We start from the raw sequence: 24,943 nt of genomic DNA on the forward strand, positions 1-24,943 counted from the left end.
CTGTGTCGCGCCAAATGATTATTGGAGGTAACCCTCTACATATAGTGGGCGGTTGAGTTAACTGCATACCCAGTTAATTTATTTACAAAAATTGATTCGGCCGACTATTTGCTTATAGCGTGAAAATCTACGCAATGCAATGAAGGGGAAAGGACGGCTTGACTTTCGGCGTATCATCCCCATATTGATGGTAATAATTCATTATATTTGCTTATGTATTCCATAGAAAAGGAGGGCACCATGGCATATACATGTAAAAATTGCGGGGCAGTTGCAAACGAACCTGGTCATTTATGCAATCCTTGCGGGGACAAAGCCAAGTGCGGTTTTTGCGGCGCCCCTGAAACAAGCGAAAAATATATGCAAGGATAAACTGGCGGCCATGAAATATGTGTGTGACGGCTGTGGACGGGTTGCGATGGAAAAGGAACATCTGTGCAAACCAACGGCCATCAGCTGATTTATCCCCAACGATAGGGTTTAGCTTTAACCGATCAGGGCGTCACACTTGTTGACGCCCATTTTTGATTTTTATAATCTGCCTGCTGGGAAAAAACTTTACTATAACTTAAAAATGGTTATAATGACCCAAGTTATGAAACAACCAGCAAGAAGGGAGAATTTCCATGTATAATAAGACAGTTATGGATCACTTTCGGAATCCTCGAAATGTCGGGATTATTGAAGATGCAGATGGCGTCGGAGAGGTCGGGAACCCGCTGTGCGGCGATATGATGACCATTTATCTTGATATTGAGGATGAGAAAATCAAGGAAATCAAGTTTCAGACATTCGGCTGCGGCTCCGCCATAGCGGTTTCCAGCATGTTGACCGAACTGGCCAAAGGGAAAAGCATCGCGGAGGCCAAAAAAATTACCAACAAAGATGTGGCCGACGCCCTTGAGGGATTGCCTAAAAACAAGCTGCATTGTTCAAACCTGGGCGCCGATGCCCTTCAAGTCGCCATCAAGAACTACGAGGATAAAAAAGCCGGTAAACCCCCGGCGGAATTAAAGCGCAAAGATGAGCACGAGCATTCCCACGGGGAAAAATGCTATTGCCCTTATTGTGAAATTGAAATTATGGCAAATACATCCGTCTGTGAAGCCTGTCACTCAAACCTTAAAGAGCCTCATTAAATTCAATGCCGGGAAAGTATGAAAATGAAAATAATTGACTTAGACCACATTTCTGCGAATCCGATTCTGCCCGAAGTGAAAGAGGCCATGATAGCGGCCATTCAAATGGATTATGCCAATCCTTCCAGCCAGCACACCAAGGGTGAACAGGCCGCCGAAGCGTTGGAAAAAGCGCGTGAATCGGTTGCGAAACTGATAAACTGCGGCAATCCAAAGGAAATGGTTTTTACTTCCTGCGGAACCGAATCGATTAATCACGCCATTAAAGGCGTTGCCCTGGCCAATGCGCAAAAGGGAAAACACATTGTTACCTCAAACATCGAGCATAACGCTGTGATTCGAAGCCTGCGGCGCTTAAAATCCATGGGGTACACCATTACATCGGTTTCAGTGGATGAAGAGGGGCGCGTCAATCCCAAGGATATCGCCGATGCCATTACGGACAACACCATCCTGGTGTCGATCATGCACAGCAACAATGAAACCGGAACCATTCAGCCCATCGAGGAGATTGGAAAAATAACCAGAGAAAAAAAGGTCATTTTTCATGTCGATGGGGTGGACTCGGTCGGCGTGGTCCCGATGGATGTCCAAAAACTGAATGTGGACCTCCTTAGCTTTGCCTCAAATCCCTTTTATGGTCCCACGGGTGTCGGCGGTCTGTATATCCGCCGGGGAACCCAGGTCTGGCCGCTTCTGGATGGCGGCATTCAGGAGAATAACAAACGGGCGGGCACCGAAAATTTAATCGGCATTGTCGGCATGGGGGTCGCCGCCGATCTGGCCAGGCTCCATATGGCGGAAAGGATTGCCCACAATACAAAATTAAAAAAGAAACTGCTGGATGAACTGCCTGAATATATTGACGAGTACATTATCAACACCCATCCGAAGTTCAGCCTCCCCAATCTGGTGTCGCTGTCGGTTCGTTATATCGAAGGTGAAAGCGTGGTGTTAATGCTGGATGATGACGGCATTGCCGTATCAACCCGGTCTGCCTGTGCCACCGGATCACTGAGAGCATCGCATGTGCTGCTGTCCATCGGGCGCGATCATGCGGATGCCCAGGGTACGCTGGTCATATCCTTTGGGGTGGACAATACCGAAGAAGACATCACTGCCTTTTTAACGGCCCTTAAAAATGTTGTCACAACCTTACGGAACATTTCACCTTTATACAAAAAGGTGATGAACAACCAGAAGAAGTAAATATTCGATCTCAGAGTGGCTATCTTTGGTCTATGCCGTTCGCGCAAATGTTATTGGCAAAATCGAAATACGAATATCGAAATTCGAAATAAATCTAAATATCAAATGCCCTAATGACAAAAACAAAATCATATTCGCGCTAACAGATGTGCCGATTGTTTCGACCATTTGAATTTTGGTCATTATATATTGTTTAGAATTTCGGATTTCGTGCTTCGGATTTAATTTCATAAGGTAGAGCCACCGAACTCTGACCCCCGCAAGGCGGGATCTTCGTCTGGCCCTTTAAAATCCCGCCCTTCGGCGGGGGATGACCAGGTTTTCTTTGCTGGAATAAATGCCGATATGTTTGTTTTCACTAAGCAGCGCCTTTCTCTTTTCATACTCATTTCAGTGCTGTTTATATCTGCAAGTCCTGATGGATGCTATGCTGAAAGCGCCGTTATCCCGATTCAATATCGCTGGGCTTCAGAAGCACTCCCCATCATCAACCCCTTTCTATCGCCCGCCGGTGTCGCCATAATTGACGAGCGCACCAACGCTTTAATCATTGTCGACACTCCGGATAGCATAAAAAAAATAAAAGATTTTCTGCAGCATTTTGACCAGCCGGTTAAACGGGTCAGAATTCGGTTAAAATTTAATGAAGACCAGTCGACCCGGGAGCAAAGCCTTTCGGTTGGCGGCAGGATATCGGAGGGCCAGTGGGGTGTCGGTGTGGGCGAAAAAAAGAAAGAGGGCGTAGATGTCCGGATCAGCGACTCAGAAGGGTCCGGCCGGCAAGAAAGTGAATATATCGTCCATACGACCTCAGGAAGCACCGCATTTATCCTGACCGGCAAAGAAATCCCTTACCGGGAAAGTTGGCGGCGCTATTGCCAAAGTTCTGCAGTCTGCCCGGATTCAATTTCCTTTCAAAAAGCGGATTCAGGCATGGAAGTCAAAACAATCATAGTCGGCGACCGTGCGAATGTTGAGATCACGCCCAGGCTTTCTAATTTTGAGCCTGATGACCGGCGAGGAATCGTTCGATATTCAGCCGCCGCCACTCAATTGTCGGTCCCGCTGGGGCAGTGGGTGACCATCGGCGGAACCGATAAAAAAAATAGCGAGGCTTTTCGGGAGATCATCGGGGGCGGCAGAGGCAGCCGGCAGTCATCTTTTTCCATGGAAATGATGGTGGAAACTTACTAGATGAATATTTGGGAAATCGGACTGATCGCTGTTTCTCTGGGGTGTGATGCTTTTGCTGTGGGACTGGGTGTCGGTACCCGCTGTTGCGCACCGCGACAGATTTTTCGCTTGTCTTTTCATTTCGGACTGTTCCAGTTCCTGATGCCCATTTTGGGTTGGCTGCTTGGCCGAAATGTTTTGGGATGGACAGCGCAGTGGGGGCCTTGGATCGCTTTCGGGTTGTTATTTGGCATTGGCGTGAAAATGGCTTATGAAGGAACCCAGCCGCGTGAAAAAGAGGACGTTTGCGCGGACCCCACCAAAGGGTTCAGCCTTGTCATGCTATCCTTTGCCACCAGCATCGATGCCCTGGGGGTTGGTTTCAGTCTGGGGGTTCTCGGCCAGAGCCTTTTTGTTGCAGCGGTTTGTATCGGGATAACGGCAGGTGCCATGACATGGATTGCCATGAAGGTTGGAAACAGCTTGTCCGGTAGGTTTGCCCAACGGATGGAAATCGTCGGCGGCCTTATTTTAATTGCGATTGCCTTTAAACTGCTGTTTCTTTAGAAGTCATTCTAAAACCCCGCCTGAAACCTGATGGCTGCGTTGTGTCGCTACCCCGATGGTTTTAACTTCTATGAAACCTTCTTAAGACAACTCATCACAGCCGGAAAATTTTTAGGCGACACAACCAGGAGGTGATCGTCGATTTTTTTTCCGTCCAGATAGTCATTGAGATGAAAATCGCTTCCGTCCAGCTTTAAAATTTTTCCGCCGGCCGATTCAATCAAGACGCGCGCTGCGGCAAGGCCCTTAAAAGACTCATTGGCAATGATCGCCGCATCGGCACGCCCCATGGCGACAAAGCAAATATGGGACGAGGAACATCCCAAATTACGAATTTTGCCCGGAAAATTAGAATTGTAGTGAAGGTGGAAGCGTGAAAAGGTCAACAGCAGGCTTTCATCGTCAACACCCTTCTGGGCTGAAATAGCAATTTTATGTGTTCCCCGAAAGGCCGCTTGACCGGCCTGGGCATGAAAAAAATCACCGGTGGCCGGCATGTGTATGACGCCGAAAATCGGCCAATAATTTTCCAACAGTGCCAGGGAAACCGCCCAAACCGGAATCCCCGTCTGGAAATTATCCACCCCGTCAATGGCGTCAAAAATCCAGAGATATCGTTTTTCATCGTGGGAGTATGCACGGTTTTCATCATAGGATTCAAGCACCTGATGTTCAGGAAACTTTTCCTGAAGCTGATCCAGAAATAACTGGGTCAAATGAAGTTCCGCCGTTGTTACCAGCTCTTCATCAAACTTTATATTATGATCCCCCTTGCCGTAAAATTTCAGTGATGCTTCACCGATGCGCTGCAGGGCTTTCATGGCAAATTGGGTCAGATCATCAATACCTCTATTTTCAGCAGGTGCCATTCTTACCTCCTTATTTTGGATTTTGACAGGCATTCTTTTTATTTATCTAACAAAAAAGAGTGTAATAGCAAGGTGAAAATTAAAAACGCTTTTCCCGATTGGTCGGGAGAAAGGGTTCCAGGAGTCGAGGGTTCAGGGGTTAAAGTGTTTGTTTCTTAATGGTTTTATCAGGGATTTCAGCATTCTCGAAACGGCCCCGATATCTCTCTGGTTCTGACAGGTTTTCCTTATTGAGATAGCCCAGATCCCCGAAGTCCGGAGCTCTTCGACTGTTGCACCGATAGCGTCTAAAAAAGAAACCCCTGGAGTATGAAATAAACTCCAGGGGTCCAAGACAAGTGCGCTTTGATAATTTTAGAATCTTACAGCTTCCGGTCAGCCATCAGAACAGCCAGTTATACAGGCGCGGATACTGGGCAAGGAGGAAGTAGTATGTGAAATAAAGCGCAAAAACCAGATAACACGATATCTTGTATATGTCAACAAAAAATATCCATATATTGTTGTTTTTTTAAACTTTTTAAAAAGGATTGATTCTGGAACAGGATATGGTATCGTTTTATACCTGCATCAGCGCAGGAAAGGATTTAGAGAAGGGTTTCGGTCCGGCAATACTATTATGCCAACAATTCTATCGGGGTGGAAATATGGGCGCAGACAAGTTAAGTTTTTCCAAAAAAATAATGGCCGCTGTATGTCATCATTGTCCTTTTTGTAAAGCTGCCAGAAAAAATCCGGAATCTGTTATTGGAAAAATGTTGCACCATAAATACCATTCTGACAATTGTCCCTTCTGGAAAGCGGAAATAGCCGCCTATGGACAAAAGTCCTCCGAAAAGACTCTGGATGAATAAACTGTGCATCAACCGGGTAAAATATAGACTGTTATAATCCAGAAAAGGACCTGTCATGTTTTCTTCCTCCGAGATTATCGACTTTGCCGTCCAGATCGAACAAAACGGTGAGCGTTTGTGCCGAGAGATGGCTCAGAGAAATATCGATACCGATTTGGCATCCCTGCTTGAATGGATGGCGGAGCAGGAGGCGCAACATGCGAAATGGTTTTACGACCTGAAACTGAAGCTCCGCATCACGGGCAAGGTTTCCCAAATGGAAAAACTCGGCAAATCGCTTTTAAGAGATGTTCTGGGCGATCAAAGCTTTTCACTTCAGGATGCCGATTTTTCAAAAATACAAAACATAAAGGAGTTGCTGTCCCTTTTGATTGAATTTGAGAAGGATACGGTTCTCTTTTATGAAATGATAAAGACCGCCGTAGAAGATAAAGGCGTCATTTTAATTTTAGATAAAATTATCGCCGAAGAAAACCAGCATGTCGCTCAAACAAAGGAGTATTTCAACAAAAGGTTCGGTCCAATAGAATGCCGAAATGGATCAGCGGCAAAACCGACCGTACATTCACGATAACGGTTTGGAGCGAATGGAATGGAGGTGTTCACTTACCCGTTGGTGGTAAATCCCATTTGTTGGTTTCGGGCTCCGTCCGATAAACAGGGTGGCGATAATGCAAAAAAGTCCTCTCAAGAAAAACCGTTTGAGAGAGAATCGGATTCTGAAGAAGCCATCCTTTGCCGCCAGTGTCATCAAGTGCTGACGGATCCCTCCCAGCGGACCCGCATACAGGGTGCCCACCAGCATACCTTTGCAAATCCCCACGGGGTCGTTTTTCAAATCGGATGTTTTCGATCGGTCCAGGGCTGCGGGTATGTGGGCCCAACCACTTCGGAATGGAGCTGGTTCAAGGGATATAGCTGGCGGATTTTAGTATGCGGCATGTGTTTGACCCACTTGGGATGGCTGTATACGTCTGCCGGCGATGAGGGTTTCAGCGGCCTTATTTTAGACCGTATTGTCGAATCTTTAAGCAAAAAAAAATCTTGAAAGGAGTATTGGGTATGCCGGATATAGATGACATCAGTGAAGCCAAAAAATTTAACGTTGATATTCCTCAGAAGACGGAGGGTTTTTTTCTGAAAGGGTCGAACGCGTTGGACTGGGGGATGAAAAACAGGTTGGCGCGTATCTTTAACCCTGATTCCGGCCGCACGGTGATGCTGGCTATCGACCATGGATATTTCCAGGGCCCGACTACCGGCCTGGAACGGATCGATATCAATATTCTGCCCTTGCTGCCTTATGCCGATACGCTGATGCTGACCCGGGGGATACTCAGAAGCGTCGTGCCGCCATCTGCGACAAAACCGATGGTGTTGAGGGTCTCCGGGGGAACCAGCATCCTCAAGGAACTTTCCAACGAAGCGATTGCCGTTGACATCGAGGAGTCCATCAGGCTCAATGTCTGCGCCATGGCCGTGCAGGTATTTATAGGCGGGGAACATGAAAAGGAATCCATTATCAATATGACGAAAATGGTGGATATCGGAACGCGCTACGGCATCCCCACCCTGGCGGTCACTGCCGTCGGCAAGGAAATGGCACGGGATGCCCGGTATTTCAGGCTGGCAACCAGGATCTGTGCAGAGCTGGGCGCCCATTATATCAAGACATACTATGTGGACAAGGGCTTTGAAACCGTCACGGCAGCTTGTCCGGTACCGATTGTCATGGCAGGGGGTAAAAAGTTGCCGGAGCTGGAGGCCTTAACCATGGCGTACAATGCCGTTCAGCAGGGCGCCAGCGGGGTCGATATGGGACGCAATATATTCCAGTCCGAAAATCCCATTGCGATGATCCAGGCGATCCGGGCGGTGGTGCATGAAAACGAAACGCCGAAAAAGGCGTTAGACCTTTACAACTCGATTAAAAATAAAAAATAATCTTATGTGGACTATTTGATGATCCTGAAAGCCTGAAGAAAAAGCATAGTTTCTTTTCAGCTTGTTCAAAAAAACAACCTTAAAAGTTATTTTGAGGTGAAAGTCTCTGATGAAGGTTGCCAAATGGTATAACAACAGAGATATAAGAATCGAAGATGTCCCCGTGCCGGCGCCGGGAGATGATGAACTGCTGGTGAAAGTCATTTCGTGCGGGATTTGCGGCAGTGATATCGTCGAATGGTACCGGCTGCCCAGGGCGCCGCTTGTACCGGGGCACGAGATTGGCGGCGAAGTGGCTGGGGCCGGTAAATCGGTCAGCCATTTCAAGCCGGGGGACAGGGTTTTTATTGCGCCCAAAGTGGCCTGCATGGCGTGTCACTACTGCAGAAAAGGTCAGTATCCGGTCTGTTCAAACATCAGGGATCGGCTCCCGGGGGGATTTGCCGAATACGTCCTTATTCCGGCATCCCTGGTTGAAACCGGAACCTATCGGCTGCCCGATCGCATGACCTATGACCAGAGTACATTTATTGAACCGCTGGCATGTGTTGTCCGGGCCCAGCGGCTAACCGGCTTGCAAAAGGATCAAACAATGCTGGTCATGGGATGCGGCATGTCCGGCCTGCTGCACATCAAGCTTGCCAAAACGTTGGATTGCACCATTGTCGCAACCGACATTAATAAAGAACGACTGAAATTTGCCCTGCGGTTCGGTGCAGAACTTACGATTGAAGCGTCAGAAAATGTACCGGAACGCCTGGCCGCAACGCAGCATAGACTGGCCGATGTGGTGATGCTGTGCACCTCTTCGATGGCTGCGGTGGAGCAGGCCTGGAAGTGTGTGGATAAAGGCGGCGCCATTGTCTTTTTTGCGGTCCCTGAGCCGGACAAGAGCGTAAATATTCCCATCAATGAATTTTGGATGAAAGAAATAAGAATACTGACATCCTATTATTGCGGTCCGCCGGATATCGCTGCAGCGATTGATTTATTAGGCAAGGGAAATATCGTTGTTGACGATATGATTACACACACCCTGCCGCTGACCGATATCGCAAAAGGCTATCAGCTGGTGGCAGAGGGAAGTGCGTCCATAAAAGTGATTATCAAGCCGAACCAGCAGGTTTTTAAATAAACCAACACCTGGTTATCATTATATCAAATCTTGAAGCCCGAGTTCTTTCAGCTTCTCTTCGGTCGGCTCGCCATTTTCGTCCCAACCTCTCTCTTTATAATAGTCAAGAATAGCGTCTTCAAGCCCAATCGGGATCTTTCCGGCGGCAGGCCCTTCAGTTACAGGCTCCATGAAACGCTTGGGATACCTGAAGTCATCCGTTTTTTTCCACCCATAACGAATGTTTAAAAGTTTTTGAAGATTGGTTATCTTTTCTCCCGAACGCCGCAACTCTTCGTGCGACCATCCAAGCCCCGAACAGGCATTAAAAGTTTCCAGCAGATCCGTCATGGTGTATCCGCTTACATCCATAAATTTACAATGGCCAAGCGAATTAATCACATTGTTATAGTCATGCATAATTGCCTGACGCATGGCCGCCTTGTCCCAGGACCAGCGCTCTTCGTTTTCTGCAGGATAGAGACCCCATTCAGGAAAGCTTAGTTTGCGAACAAATATATGCTGTGTGTTTGCCCGTTCGTGGTTAGGTCCCGAGGCAACGCCGGTACAATAGTTCAGCGCGGAAACATATTGTGACCTGAAATTATGCGCCGCAATTTCCTGCCCTTTCATTTGAACCGCCCAGCCTTCCGATCCTTTTCCGATCTTTTCGGATGCCGCTTTCGTCCCTTCTCCGAGCAGATAGGCAAGCCCTTCTTTACGCTCGCCGATTTTCTTCACCATCTCCACCATTGCTTCTGCGTTGCCCCAGGCAAGTTCAAGGCCATAGGTATCCTTTTTCGTTATCACCCCTTTTTCATAGGACTCCATCGCCCAGGCTAAAACGCTGCCCAGTGATATCGTATCCATGCCATACATATTTGCCAGCTCACCCGCGTAAGCAACCGCCTCAATATCATCAATCAGGGTGTTGATCCCCATCATGGCAAATGATTCATATTCGGGTCCTTTGCCTTTATATGCATAGGGCCCGGTTTTTATTTCAGCTTTGTTATGACATTGAATTACACAAAATTTGCACGGCCAGGGCTTGGCGTTTAATTTTTCCACATAGCTTGAAGTTTTAAAGGCTTCGACCCCTTCGGGGAAAGTCCCTATTTGGAAGTTTTTTATGGGCAGGTTGCCCTGGGGGGCAAAAGTCAGGGTTGCTCGAGCTGTTCCAGACGTAGCACACCGTTCTAAAAAGGGTTTTTCTCTGTCAATTCTTGCCAACCGTTGATTAATTTCTTTGTTAAGTTTTTTTAACTTTTTTGGATCATGATAAGGCACAGACCGGGTTCCTCTAACAGCAATACCTTTTAACATTTTAGCGCCCATCACCGCACCCAGGCCGCAACGTCCCAGGGTTGATTTCTTGTGGGTCTGAATGTTGGCAAAACACAACAGTTTTTCTCCGGCTTCGCCAATTGTAATACATTCAAATTTTGAGTTCTCCCTTTCTTTTATATAGTCTTCGGCTTCATAGCTATTTTTACCCCATAGCTCAGAAGCGCTTTTTATTTCAGCCTTATCGTCATCGATTACCAGGTAGGAAGGAGCCGATGCACGACCATGGACGATGATAGCATCGATTCCAGCTTTTTTTATCTCGATTCCAAAAGATGCTGTCGCCGCAGAATCCGCATTCATATTTATCGACGGGGATATAGCGCCTGCGGTCCATTTGCCTGCGCCTGTTTGTGCGAGACCCTGAAACGGTCCGGCGGCAAAAATCATCCGATTGGCCGGGTCAAAAGCCTTTGTCCCCCGCGGACACTCCTGCCATAGTGTATAGGCGACCAAACCGGCGCCGCCTAAAAAATTCTCATATACCTGAGTCGGCAGTCGTTCGATGGAACATTCCGCATTCGTCAAATCAACTCTTAGTGTCTTTCCCCATATCCCCTTCATTTAGCCTCTCCTGCTTATGGTGATATTTCTAAATAGGTAATTGAAATAGGCGGTCATTTATTAAATATATTTAAACCAGTAATTTTCGATTTCATCAAAGTTTGTCCGGACGGCTTCAACCCCTGAAATAATTTCACCATGGCCCGGCAGTAACCATTCTATTTCCAGGTCAGCCAGTCGTTTGATACTTTTTTTCAGCAGTTTCCCATCGCCACCGGGCAGATCCGTTCGTCCGACACCCTCTTTGAAAATCAGGTCGCCTGTAAATAATACTTTGTGCTCGGGCCAATAAAGAGAGACGGAACCGGGTGAATGGCCGGGAGTATGCAGTATATGAAAATCAAGACCATTTATGGAGATGGCCCCCTCTTTTAAGAAAAGTTCCGGCGCCATGGAATCCGGGTCAAATCCAAATGCGGCCATAATTTGTTTTTTCATGCCTTGAATGAACTGCCACTCGGTTTCATGAATGGCGATTCGGGCAGGGGTTTTTTGAAATAGCCGGACAGCCTCGATGTGGTCCGGGTGGGCATGGGTGCAAATGACCATTCCAATATCTTCAACCTTGACCCCTAAGTTTTTCAGGCCGGTTTTGACATGGCCGAACAAATCTAGATGGCCGGGGTCGATCAGGATCCGGGTAGGACCGTCGATGAAATACGTGTTGCAGTTGTTGACGGTCATAGACTCCCAGAGAAAGCCATAAAGCTGATCAAATATTTTCATAACATGAAACCTATTTGTTGATTTTTTATAAATAATTTGGGTGGTTAGTTAATATATGCTTAAATTTTTCTCGACCATTTTCATTAAAGTAATGCGGCTGTCTTGCGGGTGCAACAGTTAATCCAGTCTTAACATCATTCAACCCTGGTATGTCAAAATATTTTTTGGTGTTTGAAAAATAACCTTTTTAATTATATGATAACTACCGATTATTTTTGATAAACAGACCTGTGAAAAGCAGTCCATCGGGATATGCCTTTATCGTCAATTATTAAATCGAGGATGTCGGGAGGATATCATGCAAAAAAACGCCATTGCCATTGGAAAAGGTAACGGTTGGACCATGACAACCTTAATGATGCTCCTCCCGCTTTTATTGTTCATGACCGCCGGCTGTGCAGAAATAAAGCTGGGGACACTCCCCACGCCGCCGTCCAAAGCCAAGCTGAGAGTGTTTGTCAAGGCAGTTTCGGGAGAGACAAAAGGGCGCTGGAGAACGCCGCATGAAGACTTTGAAAAGTCAACCTACTCAATGGCTGCAAGGTATTTTTCAGGCGCATATGACATTGTGACCTTAGAAGAGGTCCATTTGGTTGCAGGGGATGAAGAATTGTCGACCTGGCAATGGAGTAGGAATGACTGGGCCATGGCAGTGGAAGTGGGTCGGCGGTTATATGCGGAATATGCCTTGATCGTTGAGCGGTCTCAAGAACCCAATAGCTTCCTAAGGTTTTTATTGATCAATGTAGACACAAAAATAAATTTTGAAGTCTTGGCGATGATCCCCGGAGATAGAGGATCACATAGAGATTGGAGCCCATTCTACAGAATCTCAATTGCTAAACTGTTCAACGACGCCAATGAGGATATTCTGGCCACTGCCAATCGCAAGAGCCGGGCTGTTTCCAGCGAGCTGGAGGTAGCTATGAAAGAGATCCTGGAATTAACGAAAATACCTGTGAAAGGCATCCAAGCCGACCGGCCGCTGCAAGAAAAAGAGTCTGTCTCCCGGGAAATGCCTTCCGCTGTAGATGCGGGCAGAGATGGGAAGGTTGCCGCACTGGAAGCCAAGCTGGCAAGGCTGACGGAAACCCTTACCCAGCTGGAGGTAATGAAAAAACAGATCGAGGATCAGAGAAAACAGTCGGACACCCTCGCCCGGGAGCTTGCCGAAAAAGAACAGCGCGAAAAGATGCTGCTGAGCAAATTGGAGGACAGTGCCAAGACAGCCCCGGTGATTTTGCTGGCATATCCCAGGGAAGACAGCACGGTGGACGTCAACTTTGTTCAGCTTTCCGGAGTGGTTGAAGATGAAAAGGGCTTGAGGCAGCTGGAAATTTATATTAACGACAAACCGATTACGAAGGGATCCGACCGCGGCATCCGGGTGGCGGCAGAGGCTAACCCCAAACGGCTGGAGTTCACGGAGCGCGTTTTCCTTGGAAAGGGCGCAAACCGGCTCAAGATCCGTGCGGTGGATTCAGACGGTCTTATTACCGAGAAAACGGTAACGGTTCAGTATGTTGAAAAGCTTAAAAACATATGGGCCGTGGTCATCGGCATCGACAAGTATCCGAATATCCGGCAGCTGAAGTATGCCGTCAGCGATGCCGGCCTGTTTTATGATCATCTGGTGAAGCGCAACCAGATTCCGGCGGAAAACGTGATGCTATTGCTGAATCAGGATGCCACGCTCATGAAAATAAAGAGCGTTTTGGGGACGGATCTTAAGAACAAGGCCGGCAAGGACGACATGGTGGTCATCTATTTTGCGGGCCACGGCGCCACGGAAAGAGACGCCCAAAGCCCGGACGGCGACGGGCTGGAGAAGTATCTGCTGCCGTTCGATGCGGACTTAAAGGATCTTTACGCCACGGCGCTGCCCATGGAAGAGCTTTCCAATATTTTCAACCGGATACGGTCGGAGCGGCTGATTTTCATTGCCGACGCCTGTTACAGCGGCGCCAGCGGGGGGCGGACCATCGGGATGAGCGGCATGCGGGCCAGCATTTCCGAAGCCTTTATCGACCGGATCGCCGGCGGCAAGGGACGCGTGATCATGACCGCCAGCGGGGCCAACGAGGTCAGCGCTGAAAAAGATGAGCTGGGGCACGGGGTATTTACGTATTATTTGGTCGAGGGGCTTAAGGGGAAGGCTGACACCGATAGGGATGGGGTGGTGACAGTGGACGAGGCCTATAATTACGTATCCAGGCATGTGCCGGCGGCAACGGCCCAGGAGCAGCATCCGGTCAAGAAAGGGGCGGTTGAGGGGCGGTTGATTTTGAGCATCACACAGTAGAGGAGAGCATGTTAAAAACCTGGCTGACGGAAAAAGTGGGCATCACGTATCCGATTATTCAGGGCGCCATGGGCCCATACAGCACCAACAAACTGTGCGCCGCCGTGGCCAACGCCGGGGGACTGGGCATTATCAGCCTGATCGGTATGGCGGTGCAGCACAGCAGCGCCACCCCGGTGGACCCGACCCTGGTTTTCGGGGAGGGAACCACCGAGGAGTATCTGGAACGCAGCCTGAATTTTGTTAAAACAGAGACAAGGGAAACCTCCGGTATTTTCGGCGTCAATTGCCCCTTGTCGGCGGAATTTTTAGACGCCGCCCGGATGCTGGTGGAAGGCGTGATGAATTTCCGGTCCGCAGACACCGATCTGCAGGATCGCCTGCGGGTCATCATTACATCGGCCGGGGACCCGGTGCCTTGGGCTGAACATATCCGCAAGACCGATATGCTCTGGTTTCATGTGGTGCCTTCCATCTACCATGCCCGGCGGGCGGAAAAGGCTGGCGTGGATGCGATTATCGCATCGGGCCATGAGGGCGGTGCGCACATATCCTGGCAGCCGGTCCATTCGATGGTGCTGATCCCGGGGGTTGCGGCCACCAGCCCCCTTCCGGTCATTGCTGCGGGCGGCATCTGTGACGGCCGGACAGTTGCGGCAGCCATGGCGCTGGGCGCCGTGGGCGTCCAGATGGGGACCCGTTTTATCGCCACCCAGGAATGCGATTTCTGGGATGTCTGGAAAAGGGCGGTCATAAAAAGTTCGGATCGTGATACGCTGGTGGGGCGGGGCATGTTCGGCCCCATGCGATTTATTAAAAACGCCATGTCTGAAAAACTGGTTGAAAAAACAACCGAGCGGACCCCTGCTTTTTTTAAGGGGCAGCCGGTGGGACTGGATAAAGAAATCCTTGAAATCGAGCGCAAAGGTTTTTCCCGGCTCGTTGAGGATGATGCCGACGGTTCACTCATTCTGGGCGGCGAAGTATCGGGCCGGATAGAGGACTTGCCGTCGGTGCAGGAATTGATTGAGCGGATTGCGGATGAAGCTGAAAAAATTATCAAATCCCTTCCGAAGGAAGTGATCGCATGATCAATACGCTGATAGTCCTGCTGGCGGCAGGCCTTATGCCGCTGCTGCTTTTTTATGAGAAAAAAGAGGACCGCAAAGGACTCCTGCCGACAAAAACAGTGCTGTCTTCTCTTTTTATCGTTGCGGTCGCGGTCCAGCCCCACCCCGACATGCGGTTCTACTACTGGTTGCTCGGGGGGTTGATCTTGTGTCTCGGCGGCGATGTCTGCCTGGTTTTTCCCGCCGAAAAAACGTTTTTACTGGGGCTGATTTTCTTTCTGCTGGGGCACGTGCTCTATATCTTCGGTTTTATACACATTGCCCAGGCCGGACCATTGGCGTGGGGCGGTGCCGTGGTGATATTCATAGCCGGGGCCTGTGTCTATCTCTGGCTCAGGCCGCACCTGGGAGCGATGAACATGCCGGTACTGGTTTATTCAATCGTCATTTCCATCATGCTCTCGGGCGCCTGGGCTCTTTTCTGCAGCGCCGGGCAGTCCCTGCCTGCCCGGCTGCTGGTGTTTTTTGGTGCCCTGAGCTTCTATTGCTCCGATATCTTTGTTGCCAGGGACCGGTTTATACAAAGGGAAATGTTGAACCGCACGATCGGGCTTCCCCTGTATTATACCGGTCAGTTTCTATTGGCCTTTTCGGTCGGGGTTGTCCGATAGGCCGACACGGTTCAAATGACAGAAAAATCTATTTTTTTGTCGCCTCCTCCCGCAGTACCCGGCGGAGGACTTTGCCGATATTTGAAACCGGAACGCTTTCTCGAAATTCAATTTGCTTCGGACGCTTGTATCCGGCCATATTTTCTTTGCAGAATTGCAGTATCTCCTCATCGGTTGCGGTTTCGCCGGGTTTCAGCTGAATGAACGCCTTGACCATTTCACCGCTTTTTTCGTCCGGGACCCCCACCACCGCCGCAATAGCGACCTTTGTATGGGAAAAAAGGATATCTTCCACTTCACGGGGGTAGACGTTAAACCCGCCCACGAGAATCATATCTTTTTTACGATCGGTAATGAGGATATATCCGCCCTCATCGATATGGCCGATGTCACCGGTAAGAAAATAACGGTTGCCGTTGATTTCACGGAAGACGGCCGCGTTTTCTTCGGGCCTGTTCCAGTATCCCTGCATCACCTGTGGGCCGCATATGGCGATCTCCCCGTCTTGACCCCGGGGCAGTTCTTTCAGGCCGGTCTCATTATCAACAATTTTAATGTCTGTTCCCGGCACCGGAAATCCGATGGATCCGATTTTGCGCTGCTCTAAATTGGTGGGGTTGGCGCTGGCCACCGGTGCGGTCTCGCTTAAGCCGTAACCTTCGAAAATAACCGCTCCGGTTTTTTCCTCGAACCGTTTGCAGACCTCCGGCGGGAGCGGCGCCCCGCCCGAAAAACAGCCCATCAGGGATGAAAGATCATAGCGGTCTAATTGGGAATGGTTGGTAAATGCAACGAAAATAGTCGGTACGGCCGCCATGAATGTCGGTTTGTATTTTTGGACAGCCTTTAAAACTTCGGTAAAGGGGGGATTGCCGGCCCGGGGATCGGGAATGCATATCAGCCGGCTGCCGGTAAAACCGGCGTGCAGCATGGCTACGGTCATGCCGAAGCTGTGATACCAGGGTAGGACCCCCAGGCTGGTATGAAACCCGTCGTGGCGGAACTTTTCAGGTTTTTCGCCCGGCTTGTGAACCAGCCGGCCCCATTCGTCCAGGGCCATGAGGTTGGCATAAAAATTGGCATGGGTCAGGGCAGCGCCTTTGGGAACACCGGTCGTCCCGCCGGTATATATGATGACGGCGATATCTTTGCCGGGGGATATGTCAACTGCGGGGGGCTCGGGGCGGGCCGCCGCAACGATATCATCAAAAAACAGATGCCCCGGCTGATAACTTTCGGCCTTGGGTATTTTACCCAATAGTCCGCCCAGAAATCCCTTTAACATTGGCAAATAAGACTTGACACTGCAAATGATCACGGTTTCCACTTGCGTGCCTTCGATGGCCTTGACGGTGGTGGGATAAAACTGGGGATGGTCCATGCAGAAAACAATTTTGGCGCCCGCATCTTTTAATTGATAGTTCAGTTCGCCGACCTTGTACAGGGGATTGCAGGTGACACATACAGCGCCTGCTTTCAGAATGCCGAAGTAGATAGCAGGATAGTGCGGCAGGTTGGGCAGAAAGATGGCGACCCGGTCTCCCTTTTTGATGCCGCGAGCCGCCAGGAAGTTGGCGATCCTGTCTGCGGTGTCTTTTACCTGGGCATAGGTTCGGCTGCTGTCGTTAAAAATGGTATAGACCTGGTTCGGATATTTTCTGGCACTGTCATCCAGAACCGAAAAAAGGGGCTTTTCATATCCGCTGAGCTGGTGGGGAACACCTTCCGGCCAATTTGAGGTGGGCCACGGTTTAAAATCCATTTTTTCCTCCTTGTGGTTAATGGTTATGAAATCAGTCGTCAGGACTGCGCTGTTTATTTAAAAAGCGCTGTTATTTCATCGCCGTGTCGTTCTGCATCGGTTTGACCCAGTTTAATCAGAACTTCTAAATATTCCGGAACGAACATTGTCATACTGAGCCAGTCCGAGCTTTCGGTTTCGCGGGTACCCAAACCGCGGGTTAAAAATCGGAACATAGGCGGCAGGATCGGCTCGAATTTCCCGGCAAGCGTGCTCAGGTCAACGGACGGACGCAGGACAAACAGTTTGATGCGGCGGGGTTCAGGCGATCGACTTTCTGCAGGGATTTGGTCCAGCAGATGGTTGATTTGATAAAGAGCGCTTGCGTCCTGCTCCAGCACATCCAGAAAAACGGCATTCATGAGTGTCCCGATAATTTGTACCGGCGGCGGATAGCCTTGGGTGGCCGGTACATCGGCTTCCGTCATGGACTGCTGGTAACGGGTTGAAATGGCCAGAATCCGGTCGGCGCCCAGATGAACCGCTGGAGACAGCGGTGCAAACTGGCGAATTCCGCCGTCGCCATACCAGCGGCTGCCGACCTGGACAGCCGGGAAAAAAAGAGGCAAAGCCGCCGATGCCATGATATGATCAACCGTAATTTCAGTTTTTTGGCTGCGCCGCAAAGGTCGCTCCCATAATTTAATGTCCTTGCCCTGGACCCATGTGAGCGACTGGCCGGTTGCATAATTGGTTCCGGTAATGGCGCAGGCTTTTAAGTTGCCTTTTTGCAGGTTCCTTTCAATTCCCCCTAAAAAGCCATCTTTGGTTTGATACACATTGCTTAAAAATTTTCGCAGCGGCGCTGTGTCAACCAGACCCCGTTTCGCATAAGTTTTGGGAATACCGCCTGATACCAGAGAAGCCCCCCAACTTAAGAAATGCCCCACCAGGTTCAGGGTGTCGACACGAAAAACCTGTTCAATCGTGAGATTTCGCCATATTTGAATGAGTTCATCCACGGTTTCAGAAAAATTAACATTACTGTTGGCAAGAAAGGCCGCATTAATGGCGCCGGAGGAAACGCCTGTCATGATGTGAAACCGGAGGCCCGGAAAATTTTTAGCGATGCACCTGAGAAAACCCACCTGATATGCCGCCAGGGCGCCGCCACCGCTTAAAACCAGAACCAGACCATTGGTTTCGTTTGCCATATAAGATGTTCCTAATAAAACAATATGCGCTTTATGAATCCGGAATGAATGTGTCGGCAGGTTAGGTCCGAATCGTATTATTTTTATACCATAAGGTCAAGCTATAACCGCAGGGTAGCTGACGCGTGGTGATTATTTATGTGCAACCCGGAACGCTTTCTGACTTGCCGGGATGGATTTCAAAAAAGAGCTTGTCGCGGGAATGTCGATTATGCCTATAATGATCGGTAAAAATAGGCCTTATCGTTGATGAATGAAAGGGGAAATCATGTCTCACAAAAAAGAACTTACACCTTCCGAATTGAGATGCGCCTGTGATCCTGCCATATTCGATTTTACTGACACTTCAAAAATAGAGCCGCTGGATAAAGTGATCGGGCAGAAACGGGCGGTCCAGGCCATCGATTTCGGGTTGAATATGAAAAGTCCCGGATACAACATATTTGTCACCGGGATCGAGGGGACCGGCAAGTCCACCATCGTAAAAGATATTGTCACCCAGTTTGCTCAAAAACAGCCGACGCCGAACGACTGGTGTATGGTGAACAATTTCAGAGACGAATATCGCCCCCGTCCCATCGCGGTGTTACCCGGTCAGGGAATTCAATTCAGCCGCAGAATGAACCGGCTGGTAATGGACCTGAAAAGCGAATTGCCCAAAGTTTTTGAAAACAAGCGTTTTTTAGACCGGCAGACCGAAATTCAAAATAAGTACGGCAAACAAAAAGAAGCCTATGTCGATAAGTTGGAAAAATCCGCCCGGAAGAAGAATTTGCAGATCAGCCGGACCAAAACGGGCTTTCAGGCTATGCCGCTGAAGGAAGAAAAATTATTATCACAGGAAGAATTCCAAAAACTGACAGATGCGGAGCAGGCGAAAATAAAAGAAAATATTCGCGTGGTTCATTCGGATTTTGAAGCAACCGAACGGGAGCTTAGCCGCTTGAGCCATGAACAGCGCAACGAGGTTGAAAAACTGGTGATGGAAGTTACCCTGTATGCCGTAAAAAATCGTCTCGAAATTTTACGGGATGAATACAAGGCCAACAAGGCTATTTCGATGTATCTCGATGAGGTGCAGGCCGATATCGTAGAAAATGTTGAAAGTTTTATTCGGTCGCGGGAAGAAGGCGACCCGGGCGAAGGGTTCATAATGCAAGCGCCCAAAACAAACTTTGACAGGTATCGGGTCAATGTTCTGGTCGATCATACGGCAACAAAAGGCGCACCGGTAATATTTGAAACAAACCCGACGTATCAAAACGTTTTTGGCCAAATTGAAAAAAGATCCTATATGGGAACTGTTTCAACAGATTTTAACCTGATCCAGGCCGGCTCCCTTTTAAGGGCCAACGGCGGCTATTTAATCATGGAGGTCGAATCGGTTCTGACGAACCAACTGGTCTGGTCGGCATTGAAAAGGGCGCTGCAGAACAAACGCCTGTTCATTGAAGATGCACCGACCGGTCTGGGGTTTGGCACGGCATCCTTGCGTCCGGAGCCGATTCCTTTGGAAGTGAAGGTGATTCTGCTGGGTCGTTATGAACCCTTTCAGCTGCTTCAGAATTATGATTCCAAGTTTAACAAAATTTTTAGAGTCAGGGCTGATTTTGACAATGAAGTCAACCGCACGGATAGTACCATCCGGCAGTATTCCCAGTTCATTGCCCGGGTCTGCAAGGAAGAAAACCTGCTGCCGTTTACTCCCGACGGGGTCGTCTCCATCGTGGAGTACGGTGAAAAATATGCGTCCAATAAACACAAGCTTTCGCTGCGTTTCGGCCAAATCGTCGGGGTCATCAAAGAAGCCGACTACTGGGCGCGGGCGGACAGCGCCGAGCGCGTTACGGACCAATATGTAACCAAGGCGTTTAATCAATATCGTTTTCGTTACAATCTGTATGAGGAAAAACTGCACGAATCCTACGTGGACAACACGATTTTTATCGATGTGGATGGATATGCGGCCGGTCAGGTCAACGCCCTTGCGGTTTATAAAATCGGCGATATTTCCTTCGGGCGGCCGGCGCGGATTACAGCCGAAACCTTTATGGGCAAAGAAGGCGTTGTTAACATTGAACGGGAATCCAAATTAAGCGGGAAAACCCATGACAAGGGCGTTCTGATACTTTCCGGTTATCTGGGGCGGACGTTTGCCCAGAAATATCCCCTCAGCGTTTCCATCAGTCTGACATTCGAGCAAAGTTACGGCGGCATTGACGGCGACAGCGCCTCTTCAACGGAACTGTATGCCATTCTTTCCAGCCTCTCCGACATTCCGATTCACCAGGGAATCGCCGTGACCGGATCGGTCAACCAGAAAGGGCAGGTCCAGGCCATTGGCGGCGTTAACCAGAAAATAGAAGGGTTTTTTGAGGTCTGCAAATCAAAAGGGTTGACCGGGCAACAGGGCGTCATCATTCCCCAGGCAAACGTAAAGAACCTGATGCTGAAAAAGGAAGTGGTTGATGCGGTTAAAGACGGAAAGTTTCATGTGTATCAGGTTGCAACCGTGGCCGAGGGCATCGAAATCCTGACCGGGGTTCCTGCCGGAGAACCCGACCCGAACGGCGACTACCCCGAAGGGACCCTCTACCACAAGGTCCAGCAGAAGCTGAAACTGTATCTACAGCGCTCGGTGAAGTTTAAAAAGGAATTTGAAAAGGATGAATAACCTCGATAGCCGATGACGGCCATTTGCACTTTGATAAAAGGCGGACGATTACAGGAAGACCGAACTAATATAAGGAGAAGGAATTGTGGAAATCAAAAAGATTATCGTGGTGGGTGCCGGCTTCATGGGGTCCGGCATTGCGCAGGTCATGGCTATGGCTGAATATGAGGTGGTACTTCACGATATCACCGATGAGTTTGTAAAGAAGGGTCAGGCTGCCCTCGAGAAGAACCTGGCGGCAAGTGTGGCCAAAGGCAAGCTCACCGAGTCTGAGAAGGCGGCGATTGTGGAGCGCATTGCCACGACGACAAAACTGGCTTCAGCAAAGGACTGTGATCTCGTGATTGAAGCCATCATTGAAAAAAAGCAGGACAAGATGGATCTATTCCGGCAACTGGATGAGATGTGTCCGCCGGGTGTCATTTTCGCCACCAACACCTCTTCCATTCCCATTACGGAATTGGCGACGGCGACAAAACGACCGGACAAGTTTATCGGGATGCATTTCTTCAGTCCCGTTCCGGTCATGAAGCTTGTAGAGATTATCAAGGGACTGAACACAGCCGATGCAACGGCGCAGGTCATCAAGGACCTCACGGATAAAATCGGAAAGGTCGGCGTTCTTGTCAAGGATGGTCCGGGCTTTCTGGTGAATCGTATAAACGCGGCCCTGCGAAACGAGGTTTACAACTGCCTTGCGGAAGGCGTCGCCTCTATCGAGGATATCGACAAGGCAATGAAATTCGGCCTAGGCCATCCAATGGGTCCCTTCGAACTTCAGGATTTTGTGGGTCTCGACATAGGACTTGCGGTGGTTGAGACCCTTTGGGAGAATTTCAAGGATCCCAAATGGAGGCCGGCCCTAAGTCTCCGCAAACTAGTGACCTCAGGGGATTTGGGGCGCAAGACCGGCAAGGGCTGGTACGACTACACGAGCGGTGAAAAAAAACCGAGAACCGACATCAACCTGTAAAGACAAGTATCTATTCCAAGGAGAAAACTTTAATGGAAAAAGTGGTTATCCTCAGTGGTGTGAGAACAGCGATCGGCGGGTACGGCGGCGCACTTAAGGATGTTTCCGTGCATCGCTTGGGAGGGTTTGTCTTGGCCGAAGCAGCCAAACAGGCGAACGTGGACCCGTCTATGATCGATGACGTCATCATGGGAACCTCTTACCAGAATGGCGAGTGTGCGAATGGGGCGCGCATGTCGGTATTGGAAGCAGGTTGGCCGGACACTGTTCCGGGAGTTGTCCTGGACCGGCGCTGCTGCTCGGGGGTGGATTCCGTCTTCTTCGGGGCGATGAAGATCCAGACCGGCAACGCTGATGTTGTCGTGGCAGGCGGGATGGATTCGATGAGCCAGGCCGAGTTGTATATCCCCGGGGATATCAAGTGGGGCCTTGGGGGCAAACGGCATGAAAAGTACGGATTCATGCCCAAAGGGCATGGGGCGCTGGCCATGTGGGGAATCCCTTTCTACGATCGTATCCAGCGTGCCCGCGTCATGTCGCAGCCGATCAGTCGCTATGGAGAGTTGGGTTCGATGATGATGTGGGCGGAAGAAGCGGCTAAGCGCGAGGGCGTCTCACGGGAGGAGGCCGACCGATGGGCCATCCGGAGTCACCAGCGTGCGGTCGCTGCTTGGGACGCAGGGATATTCACCGATGAGATCGTGCCTGTACCGGTAAATGGCGGCAAGGGCGGCGAAGTTCCCTTTTCTGTGGACGAGGGACCGAGGCGTGACACGACATTGGAAAAGATTGCGAAGCTTAAACCCGTTTATCCTGACGGCGTCTGTACGGCAGGGAATTCATCATCGGAAAACGACGGCGCAGCGGCGGTGGTATTGACCTCGGAAACAAAAGCTAAAGCGCTGGGCATAGCGCCCCTTGGCTATTTCCGGTCCTGTGCGGTCGCTGCGACGGACCCGACTGTGACGTATCCGGCGGTACCGGCCTCCGTGGCTAAGGCCCTGGAGAAGGCCGGGATTACAATCGACAATTTAGATTTGATCGAGATTCAGGAAGCCTTTGCCGTTCAGTGCCTCGCAGATGCCCGGATGTGCGGGATTAGTGAACAGGCGATGGAAACCAAGGTGAACGTGAACGGTTCGGGGATTTCCCTGGGGCATCCGATCGGGGCAACGGGGACCATGCGTCTGGTGACGCTTCTGCATGAAATGAAACGTCGCAAGGCCCGCTGGGGCCTGGAGACAATCTGCGGAGGCGGGGGACAGGGTATCTGTCTCATCGTTGAAAGATACTGACAGACCTCTTTTATCAAAGCCACACTTCGTTATGACCTCGAATTTCAGACTTGCGGCAGGATTATATTTATCGTCGGTCAACCAGAAAGGGCAGGTTCAGGCCATCGGCTGCGTCAACCAGAAAATTGAGGGGTTCCTGCCGGAAAACCCGACCGGGACGGCGACTAACCCGAAGAGAGCCTTTATCATAAAGTCCAGCAGAAGCTGAAACTGTATCTCCAGCGCTCGCTGAAGTTTAAAAAGGAATTTGAAAAGGAGGAATAGCCTCGAATTAATTTTCTGAAAAGTCAGACATATATCAGGTTTTCGAGACTGTTGAAACGCTGAGGTTTTGAAGAGATGTCTTAAACGATCAGATTCATATAATCTTCTTTGGGATTCAGGCAATGCGTATGGTTCTCTTATTGATACCACATAAACATTAAGGCTTGCTTTTTGAATTAGGTCGCCATATAATCTTACCAGTAAGACAATTCGACATCTGGAGGTTTGTCATGGCAAATGTTTCAACAACAAAAATGTCTTCAAAAGGACAAATTGTCATACCTGAAAATATAAGGAAGCAACTGAATTTAAAGGCGGGTTCACAATTCGTCGTTGTCGGTGAAAAAGACGTTGTCATTTTGAAAAGAATAGCACAGCCATCGCTTGATGAATTTGGCGCTCTTATTACAGAGGCAAGAAAAAAAGGGAAACTGGCCGGAATCAAAAAGTCTGATATTGACGACGCTATTTTAAAAGCTAGAGGAAAGAAGAATTGATAGTTGTCCTTGATACGAATGTATTTATATCAGGGATATTTTTCAGCGGCCCTCCCTCAAAAATTCTGGAGGCATGGCGAAACAAATGTATTCAAATTTTACTTTCACAAGAAATCCTTAATGAATATCGACAAGTTGCTGAAGCTTTGGCATCCAAATTCCCGGCAGTCGATATATTACCAATTATTGAAATGGTTACAATTCATGGGCAGTTCGTTGATCATCAAGATATCGATATATTTGTATGTGAAGACCCTGATGACGATAAATTCTTTGAATGTGCAGTTGCCGGTAAATGCCAAACAATTGTAAGCGGCGATCAACACTTATTAAAATTATCAGGATTTCAAGACATTATGGTTCTAAAGCCGAGGGATTTTTTCTATGTGCGCAAATGACGGTTGGATTTGTGAAAAGCCTTATCGTTATTGCGTCTGGGTTAGCGGCTAAATCGTGAATAAGTATGCGTTTTGTTAAAATTCATGTCAATGAGGTGTATTTAGGCGTAATTTGCCTGATAATCAAGGGAAAAAGGGTTGATCCAGTGCCTGAACCTATGATAACATATGCGCAATATTAACCCAAAAGCGTATACATTATCAGGTGGGCCATGGATGAAAAACAGGTTCTGGACCAATTCCGGCGACAAAAAACCGCCACCATCGGACAACTTGTCAAATGGCTCGAGTGTTCGGTGATGACCGTCAGGCGACGGCTCAAAAAATGGCGCAGCTTG

At 49.2% G+C, this 24,943-nt stretch carries 23 protein-coding genes; 18 read left to right on the plus strand and 5 right to left on the minus strand.

Annotated elements, in window-relative coordinates:
- Positions 1 to 271: 271 nt before the first annotated feature.
- The 5 genes from P1P89_15265 (at position 272) to P1P89_15285 (ending at position 4,088) form a co-directional block, all read left to right on the plus strand.
- Entirely contained in the window at positions 272 to 460 is a 189-nt protein-coding gene (locus P1P89_15265; GenBank protein MDF1592874.1) for a hypothetical protein, read from the plus strand.
- A gap of 166 nt (positions 461 to 626) precedes the next feature.
- Positions 627 to 1,139: a Fe-S cluster assembly scaffold protein NifU gene (gene nifU, locus P1P89_15270; protein ID MDF1592875.1), complete on the plus strand. Its 513-nt coding sequence runs from the start codon at positions 627 to 629 to the stop codon at positions 1,137 to 1,139.
- A gap of 24 nt (positions 1,140 to 1,163) precedes the next feature.
- A complete protein-coding gene (locus tag P1P89_15275; GenBank protein MDF1592876.1) occupies positions 1,164 to 2,348 on the plus strand; it encodes a cysteine desulfurase family protein in 1,185 nt (394 codons plus the stop codon).
- A gap of 345 nt (positions 2,349 to 2,693) precedes the next feature.
- Entirely contained in the window at positions 2,694 to 3,542 is an 849-nt protein-coding gene (locus P1P89_15280) for a secretin N-terminal domain-containing protein (protein MDF1592877.1), read from the plus strand.
- The gene (locus P1P89_15285; GenBank protein MDF1592878.1) at positions 3,543 to 4,088 is read left to right on the plus strand and encodes a manganese efflux pump MntP family protein; all 546 of its coding nucleotides are present in this window, start codon (positions 3,543 to 3,545) and stop codon (positions 4,086 to 4,088) included.
- A 68-nt stretch (positions 4,089 to 4,156) separates the two neighbouring features.
- On the opposite strand, the gene P1P89_15290 is transcribed toward P1P89_15285, so the two are convergent.
- Complete coding sequence (locus P1P89_15290; protein ID MDF1592879.1) at positions 4,157 to 4,957, minus strand: hypothetical protein; 801 nt, start codon at positions 4,955 to 4,957, stop codon at positions 4,157 to 4,159.
- Between the two features lie 548 nt (positions 4,958 to 5,505).
- On the opposite strand from P1P89_15290, the gene P1P89_15295 reads away from it, so the two are divergent.
- From P1P89_15295 to P1P89_15315, 5 genes are all read left to right on the plus strand, one after another.
- Positions 5,506 to 5,811: a hypothetical protein gene (locus P1P89_15295; GenBank protein MDF1592880.1), complete on the plus strand. Its 306-nt coding sequence runs from the start codon at positions 5,506 to 5,508 to the stop codon at positions 5,809 to 5,811.
- 55 nt (positions 5,812 to 5,866) lie between these two features.
- Positions 5,867 to 6,385: a ferritin family protein gene (locus P1P89_15300; GenBank protein ID MDF1592881.1), complete on the plus strand. Its 519-nt coding sequence runs from the start codon at positions 5,867 to 5,869 to the stop codon at positions 6,383 to 6,385.
- Positions 6,386 to 6,403: 18 nt separating this feature from the next.
- On the plus strand, positions 6,404 to 6,859 hold the full coding sequence (locus P1P89_15305) for a cereblon family protein (protein MDF1592882.1): 456 nt from the start codon (positions 6,404 to 6,406) through the stop codon (positions 6,857 to 6,859).
- 14 nt (positions 6,860 to 6,873) lie between these two features.
- Complete coding sequence (gene lsrF, locus P1P89_15310; GenBank protein ID MDF1592883.1) at positions 6,874 to 7,755, plus strand: 3-hydroxy-5-phosphonooxypentane-2,4-dione thiolase; 882 nt, start codon at positions 6,874 to 6,876, stop codon at positions 7,753 to 7,755.
- A 109-nt stretch (positions 7,756 to 7,864) separates the two neighbouring features.
- Positions 7,865 to 8,890: an alcohol dehydrogenase catalytic domain-containing protein gene (locus P1P89_15315; GenBank protein ID MDF1592884.1), complete on the plus strand. Its 1,026-nt coding sequence runs from the start codon at positions 7,865 to 7,867 to the stop codon at positions 8,888 to 8,890.
- A gap of 18 nt (positions 8,891 to 8,908) precedes the next feature.
- Here P1P89_15315 and P1P89_15320 read toward each other — a convergent pair whose 3' ends face one another.
- The gene (locus tag P1P89_15320) at positions 8,909 to 10,780 is read right to left on the minus strand and encodes an aldehyde ferredoxin oxidoreductase family protein (protein MDF1592885.1); all 1,872 of its coding nucleotides are present in this window, start codon (positions 10,778 to 10,780) and stop codon (positions 8,909 to 8,911) included.
- 60 nt (positions 10,781 to 10,840) lie between these two features.
- Positions 10,841 to 11,506 (minus strand): MBL fold metallo-hydrolase, encoded by a 666-nt coding sequence (locus tag P1P89_15325; protein MDF1592886.1) that lies wholly within the window; start codon positions 11,504 to 11,506, stop codon positions 10,841 to 10,843.
- 298 nt (positions 11,507 to 11,804) lie between these two features.
- Here P1P89_15325 and P1P89_15330 point away from each other — a divergent pair, with 298 nt between their 5' ends.
- The 3 genes from P1P89_15330 to P1P89_15340 are packed head-to-tail and all read left to right on the plus strand — an operon-like array spanning position 11,805 to position 15,549.
- The gene (locus tag P1P89_15330) at positions 11,805 to 13,808 is read left to right on the plus strand and encodes a caspase family protein (protein MDF1592887.1); all 2,004 of its coding nucleotides are present in this window, start codon (positions 11,805 to 11,807) and stop codon (positions 13,806 to 13,808) included.
- Positions 13,809 to 13,816: 8 nt separating this feature from the next.
- Positions 13,817 to 14,899, plus strand: coding sequence for a nitronate monooxygenase (locus P1P89_15335; GenBank protein ID MDF1592888.1), 1,083 nt, complete (start codon positions 13,817 to 13,819; stop codon positions 14,897 to 14,899).
- Positions 14,896 to 15,549: a lysoplasmalogenase gene (locus P1P89_15340; GenBank protein ID MDF1592889.1), complete on the plus strand. Its 654-nt coding sequence runs from the start codon at positions 14,896 to 14,898 to the stop codon at positions 15,547 to 15,549. Before P1P89_15335 ends, P1P89_15340 begins: the two co-directional genes overlap by 4 nt.
- A 28-nt stretch (positions 15,550 to 15,577) precedes the next feature.
- On the opposite strand, the gene P1P89_15345 is transcribed toward P1P89_15340, so the two are convergent.
- Positions 15,578 to 17,311, minus strand: a complete 1,734-nt coding sequence (locus tag P1P89_15345) for a long-chain fatty acid--CoA ligase (GenBank protein ID MDF1592890.1) — start codon at positions 17,309 to 17,311, stop codon at positions 15,578 to 15,580.
- Positions 17,312 to 17,364: 53 nt separating this feature from the next.
- A complete protein-coding gene (locus P1P89_15350) occupies positions 17,365 to 18,504 on the minus strand; it encodes a patatin-like phospholipase family protein (GenBank protein ID MDF1592891.1) in 1,140 nt (379 codons plus the stop codon).
- Between the two features lie 268 nt (positions 18,505 to 18,772).
- Between P1P89_15350 and P1P89_15355 the strand changes: the two genes are divergently transcribed.
- The 5 genes from P1P89_15355 (at position 18,773) to P1P89_15375 (ending at position 24,605) form a co-directional block, all read left to right on the plus strand.
- A complete protein-coding gene (locus tag P1P89_15355) occupies positions 18,773 to 21,178 on the plus strand; it encodes an ATP-binding protein (GenBank protein ID MDF1592892.1) in 2,406 nt (801 codons plus the stop codon).
- Between the two features lie 85 nt (positions 21,179 to 21,263).
- Complete coding sequence (locus P1P89_15360; GenBank protein ID MDF1592893.1) at positions 21,264 to 22,151, plus strand: 3-hydroxyacyl-CoA dehydrogenase NAD-binding domain-containing protein; 888 nt, start codon at positions 21,264 to 21,266, stop codon at positions 22,149 to 22,151.
- 32 nt (positions 22,152 to 22,183) lie between these two features.
- Positions 22,184 to 23,446, plus strand: a complete 1,263-nt coding sequence (locus P1P89_15365; protein MDF1592894.1) for a thiolase family protein — start codon at positions 22,184 to 22,186, stop codon at positions 23,444 to 23,446.
- A gap of 494 nt (positions 23,447 to 23,940) precedes the next feature.
- Complete coding sequence (locus P1P89_15370) at positions 23,941 to 24,207, plus strand: AbrB/MazE/SpoVT family DNA-binding domain-containing protein (GenBank protein ID MDF1592895.1); 267 nt, start codon at positions 23,941 to 23,943, stop codon at positions 24,205 to 24,207.
- A complete protein-coding gene (locus P1P89_15375; protein MDF1592896.1) occupies positions 24,204 to 24,605 on the plus strand; it encodes a putative toxin-antitoxin system toxin component, PIN family in 402 nt (133 codons plus the stop codon). Before P1P89_15370 ends, P1P89_15375 begins: the two co-directional genes overlap by 4 nt.
- The last annotated feature ends 338 nt before the right edge of the window (positions 24,606 to 24,943 follow it).

The sequence above is a fragment of the Desulfobacterales bacterium genome, from assembly GCA_029211065.1.
Classification (GTDB): domain Bacteria; phylum Desulfobacterota; class Desulfobacteria; order Desulfobacterales; family JARGFK01; genus JARGFK01.

What these genes read in the sequence shown, in the direction of transcription:
- P1P89_15285 (MDF1592878.1), top strand. Translation starts at nt 3,543, where the DNA reads ATGAATATTTGGGAAATCGGACTGATCGCTGTTTCTCTGGGGTGTGAT.
- P1P89_15330 (MDF1592887.1), top strand. Translation starts at nt 11,805, where the DNA reads ATGCAAAAAAACGCCATTGCCATTGGAAAAGGTAACGGTTGGACCATG.
- P1P89_15300 (MDF1592881.1), top strand. Translation starts at nt 5,867, where the DNA reads ATGTTTTCTTCCTCCGAGATTATCGACTTTGCCGTCCAGATCGAACAA.
- P1P89_15275 (MDF1592876.1), top strand. Translation starts at nt 1,164, where the DNA reads ATGAAAATAATTGACTTAGACCACATTTCTGCGAATCCGATTCTGCCC.
- P1P89_15320 (MDF1592885.1), bottom strand. Translation starts at nt 10,780, where the DNA reads ATGAAGGGGATATGGGGAAAGACACTAAGAGTTGATTTGACGAATGCG.
- P1P89_15315 (MDF1592884.1), top strand. Translation starts at nt 7,865, where the DNA reads ATGAAGGTTGCCAAATGGTATAACAACAGAGATATAAGAATCGAAGAT.
- P1P89_15335 (MDF1592888.1), top strand. Translation starts at nt 13,817, where the DNA reads ATGTTAAAAACCTGGCTGACGGAAAAAGTGGGCATCACGTATCCGATT.
- P1P89_15280 (MDF1592877.1), top strand. Translation starts at nt 2,694, where the DNA reads ATGTTTGTTTTCACTAAGCAGCGCCTTTCTCTTTTCATACTCATTTCA.
- P1P89_15345 (MDF1592890.1), bottom strand. Translation starts at nt 17,311, where the DNA reads ATGGATTTTAAACCGTGGCCCACCTCAAATTGGCCGGAAGGTGTTCCC.
- P1P89_15340 (MDF1592889.1), top strand. Translation starts at nt 14,896, where the DNA reads ATGATCAATACGCTGATAGTCCTGCTGGCGGCAGGCCTTATGCCGCTG.
- P1P89_15365 (MDF1592894.1), top strand. Translation starts at nt 22,184, where the DNA reads ATGGAAAAAGTGGTTATCCTCAGTGGTGTGAGAACAGCGATCGGCGGG.
- P1P89_15370 (MDF1592895.1), top strand. Translation starts at nt 23,941, where the DNA reads ATGGCAAATGTTTCAACAACAAAAATGTCTTCAAAAGGACAAATTGTC.
- nifU (MDF1592875.1), top strand. Translation starts at nt 627, where the DNA reads ATGTATAATAAGACAGTTATGGATCACTTTCGGAATCCTCGAAATGTC.
- P1P89_15305 (MDF1592882.1), top strand. Translation starts at nt 6,404, where the DNA reads ATGGAGGTGTTCACTTACCCGTTGGTGGTAAATCCCATTTGTTGGTTT.
- P1P89_15295 (MDF1592880.1), top strand. Translation starts at nt 5,506, where the DNA reads ATGGTATCGTTTTATACCTGCATCAGCGCAGGAAAGGATTTAGAGAAG.
- P1P89_15290 (MDF1592879.1), bottom strand. Translation starts at nt 4,957, where the DNA reads ATGGCACCTGCTGAAAATAGAGGTATTGATGATCTGACCCAATTTGCC.
- P1P89_15325 (MDF1592886.1), bottom strand. Translation starts at nt 11,506, where the DNA reads ATGAAAATATTTGATCAGCTTTATGGCTTTCTCTGGGAGTCTATGACC.
- lsrF (MDF1592883.1), top strand. Translation starts at nt 6,874, where the DNA reads ATGCCGGATATAGATGACATCAGTGAAGCCAAAAAATTTAACGTTGAT.
- P1P89_15350 (MDF1592891.1), bottom strand. Translation starts at nt 18,504, where the DNA reads ATGGCAAACGAAACCAATGGTCTGGTTCTGGTTTTAAGCGGTGGCGGC.
- P1P89_15355 (MDF1592892.1), top strand. Translation starts at nt 18,773, where the DNA reads ATGTCTCACAAAAAAGAACTTACACCTTCCGAATTGAGATGCGCCTGT.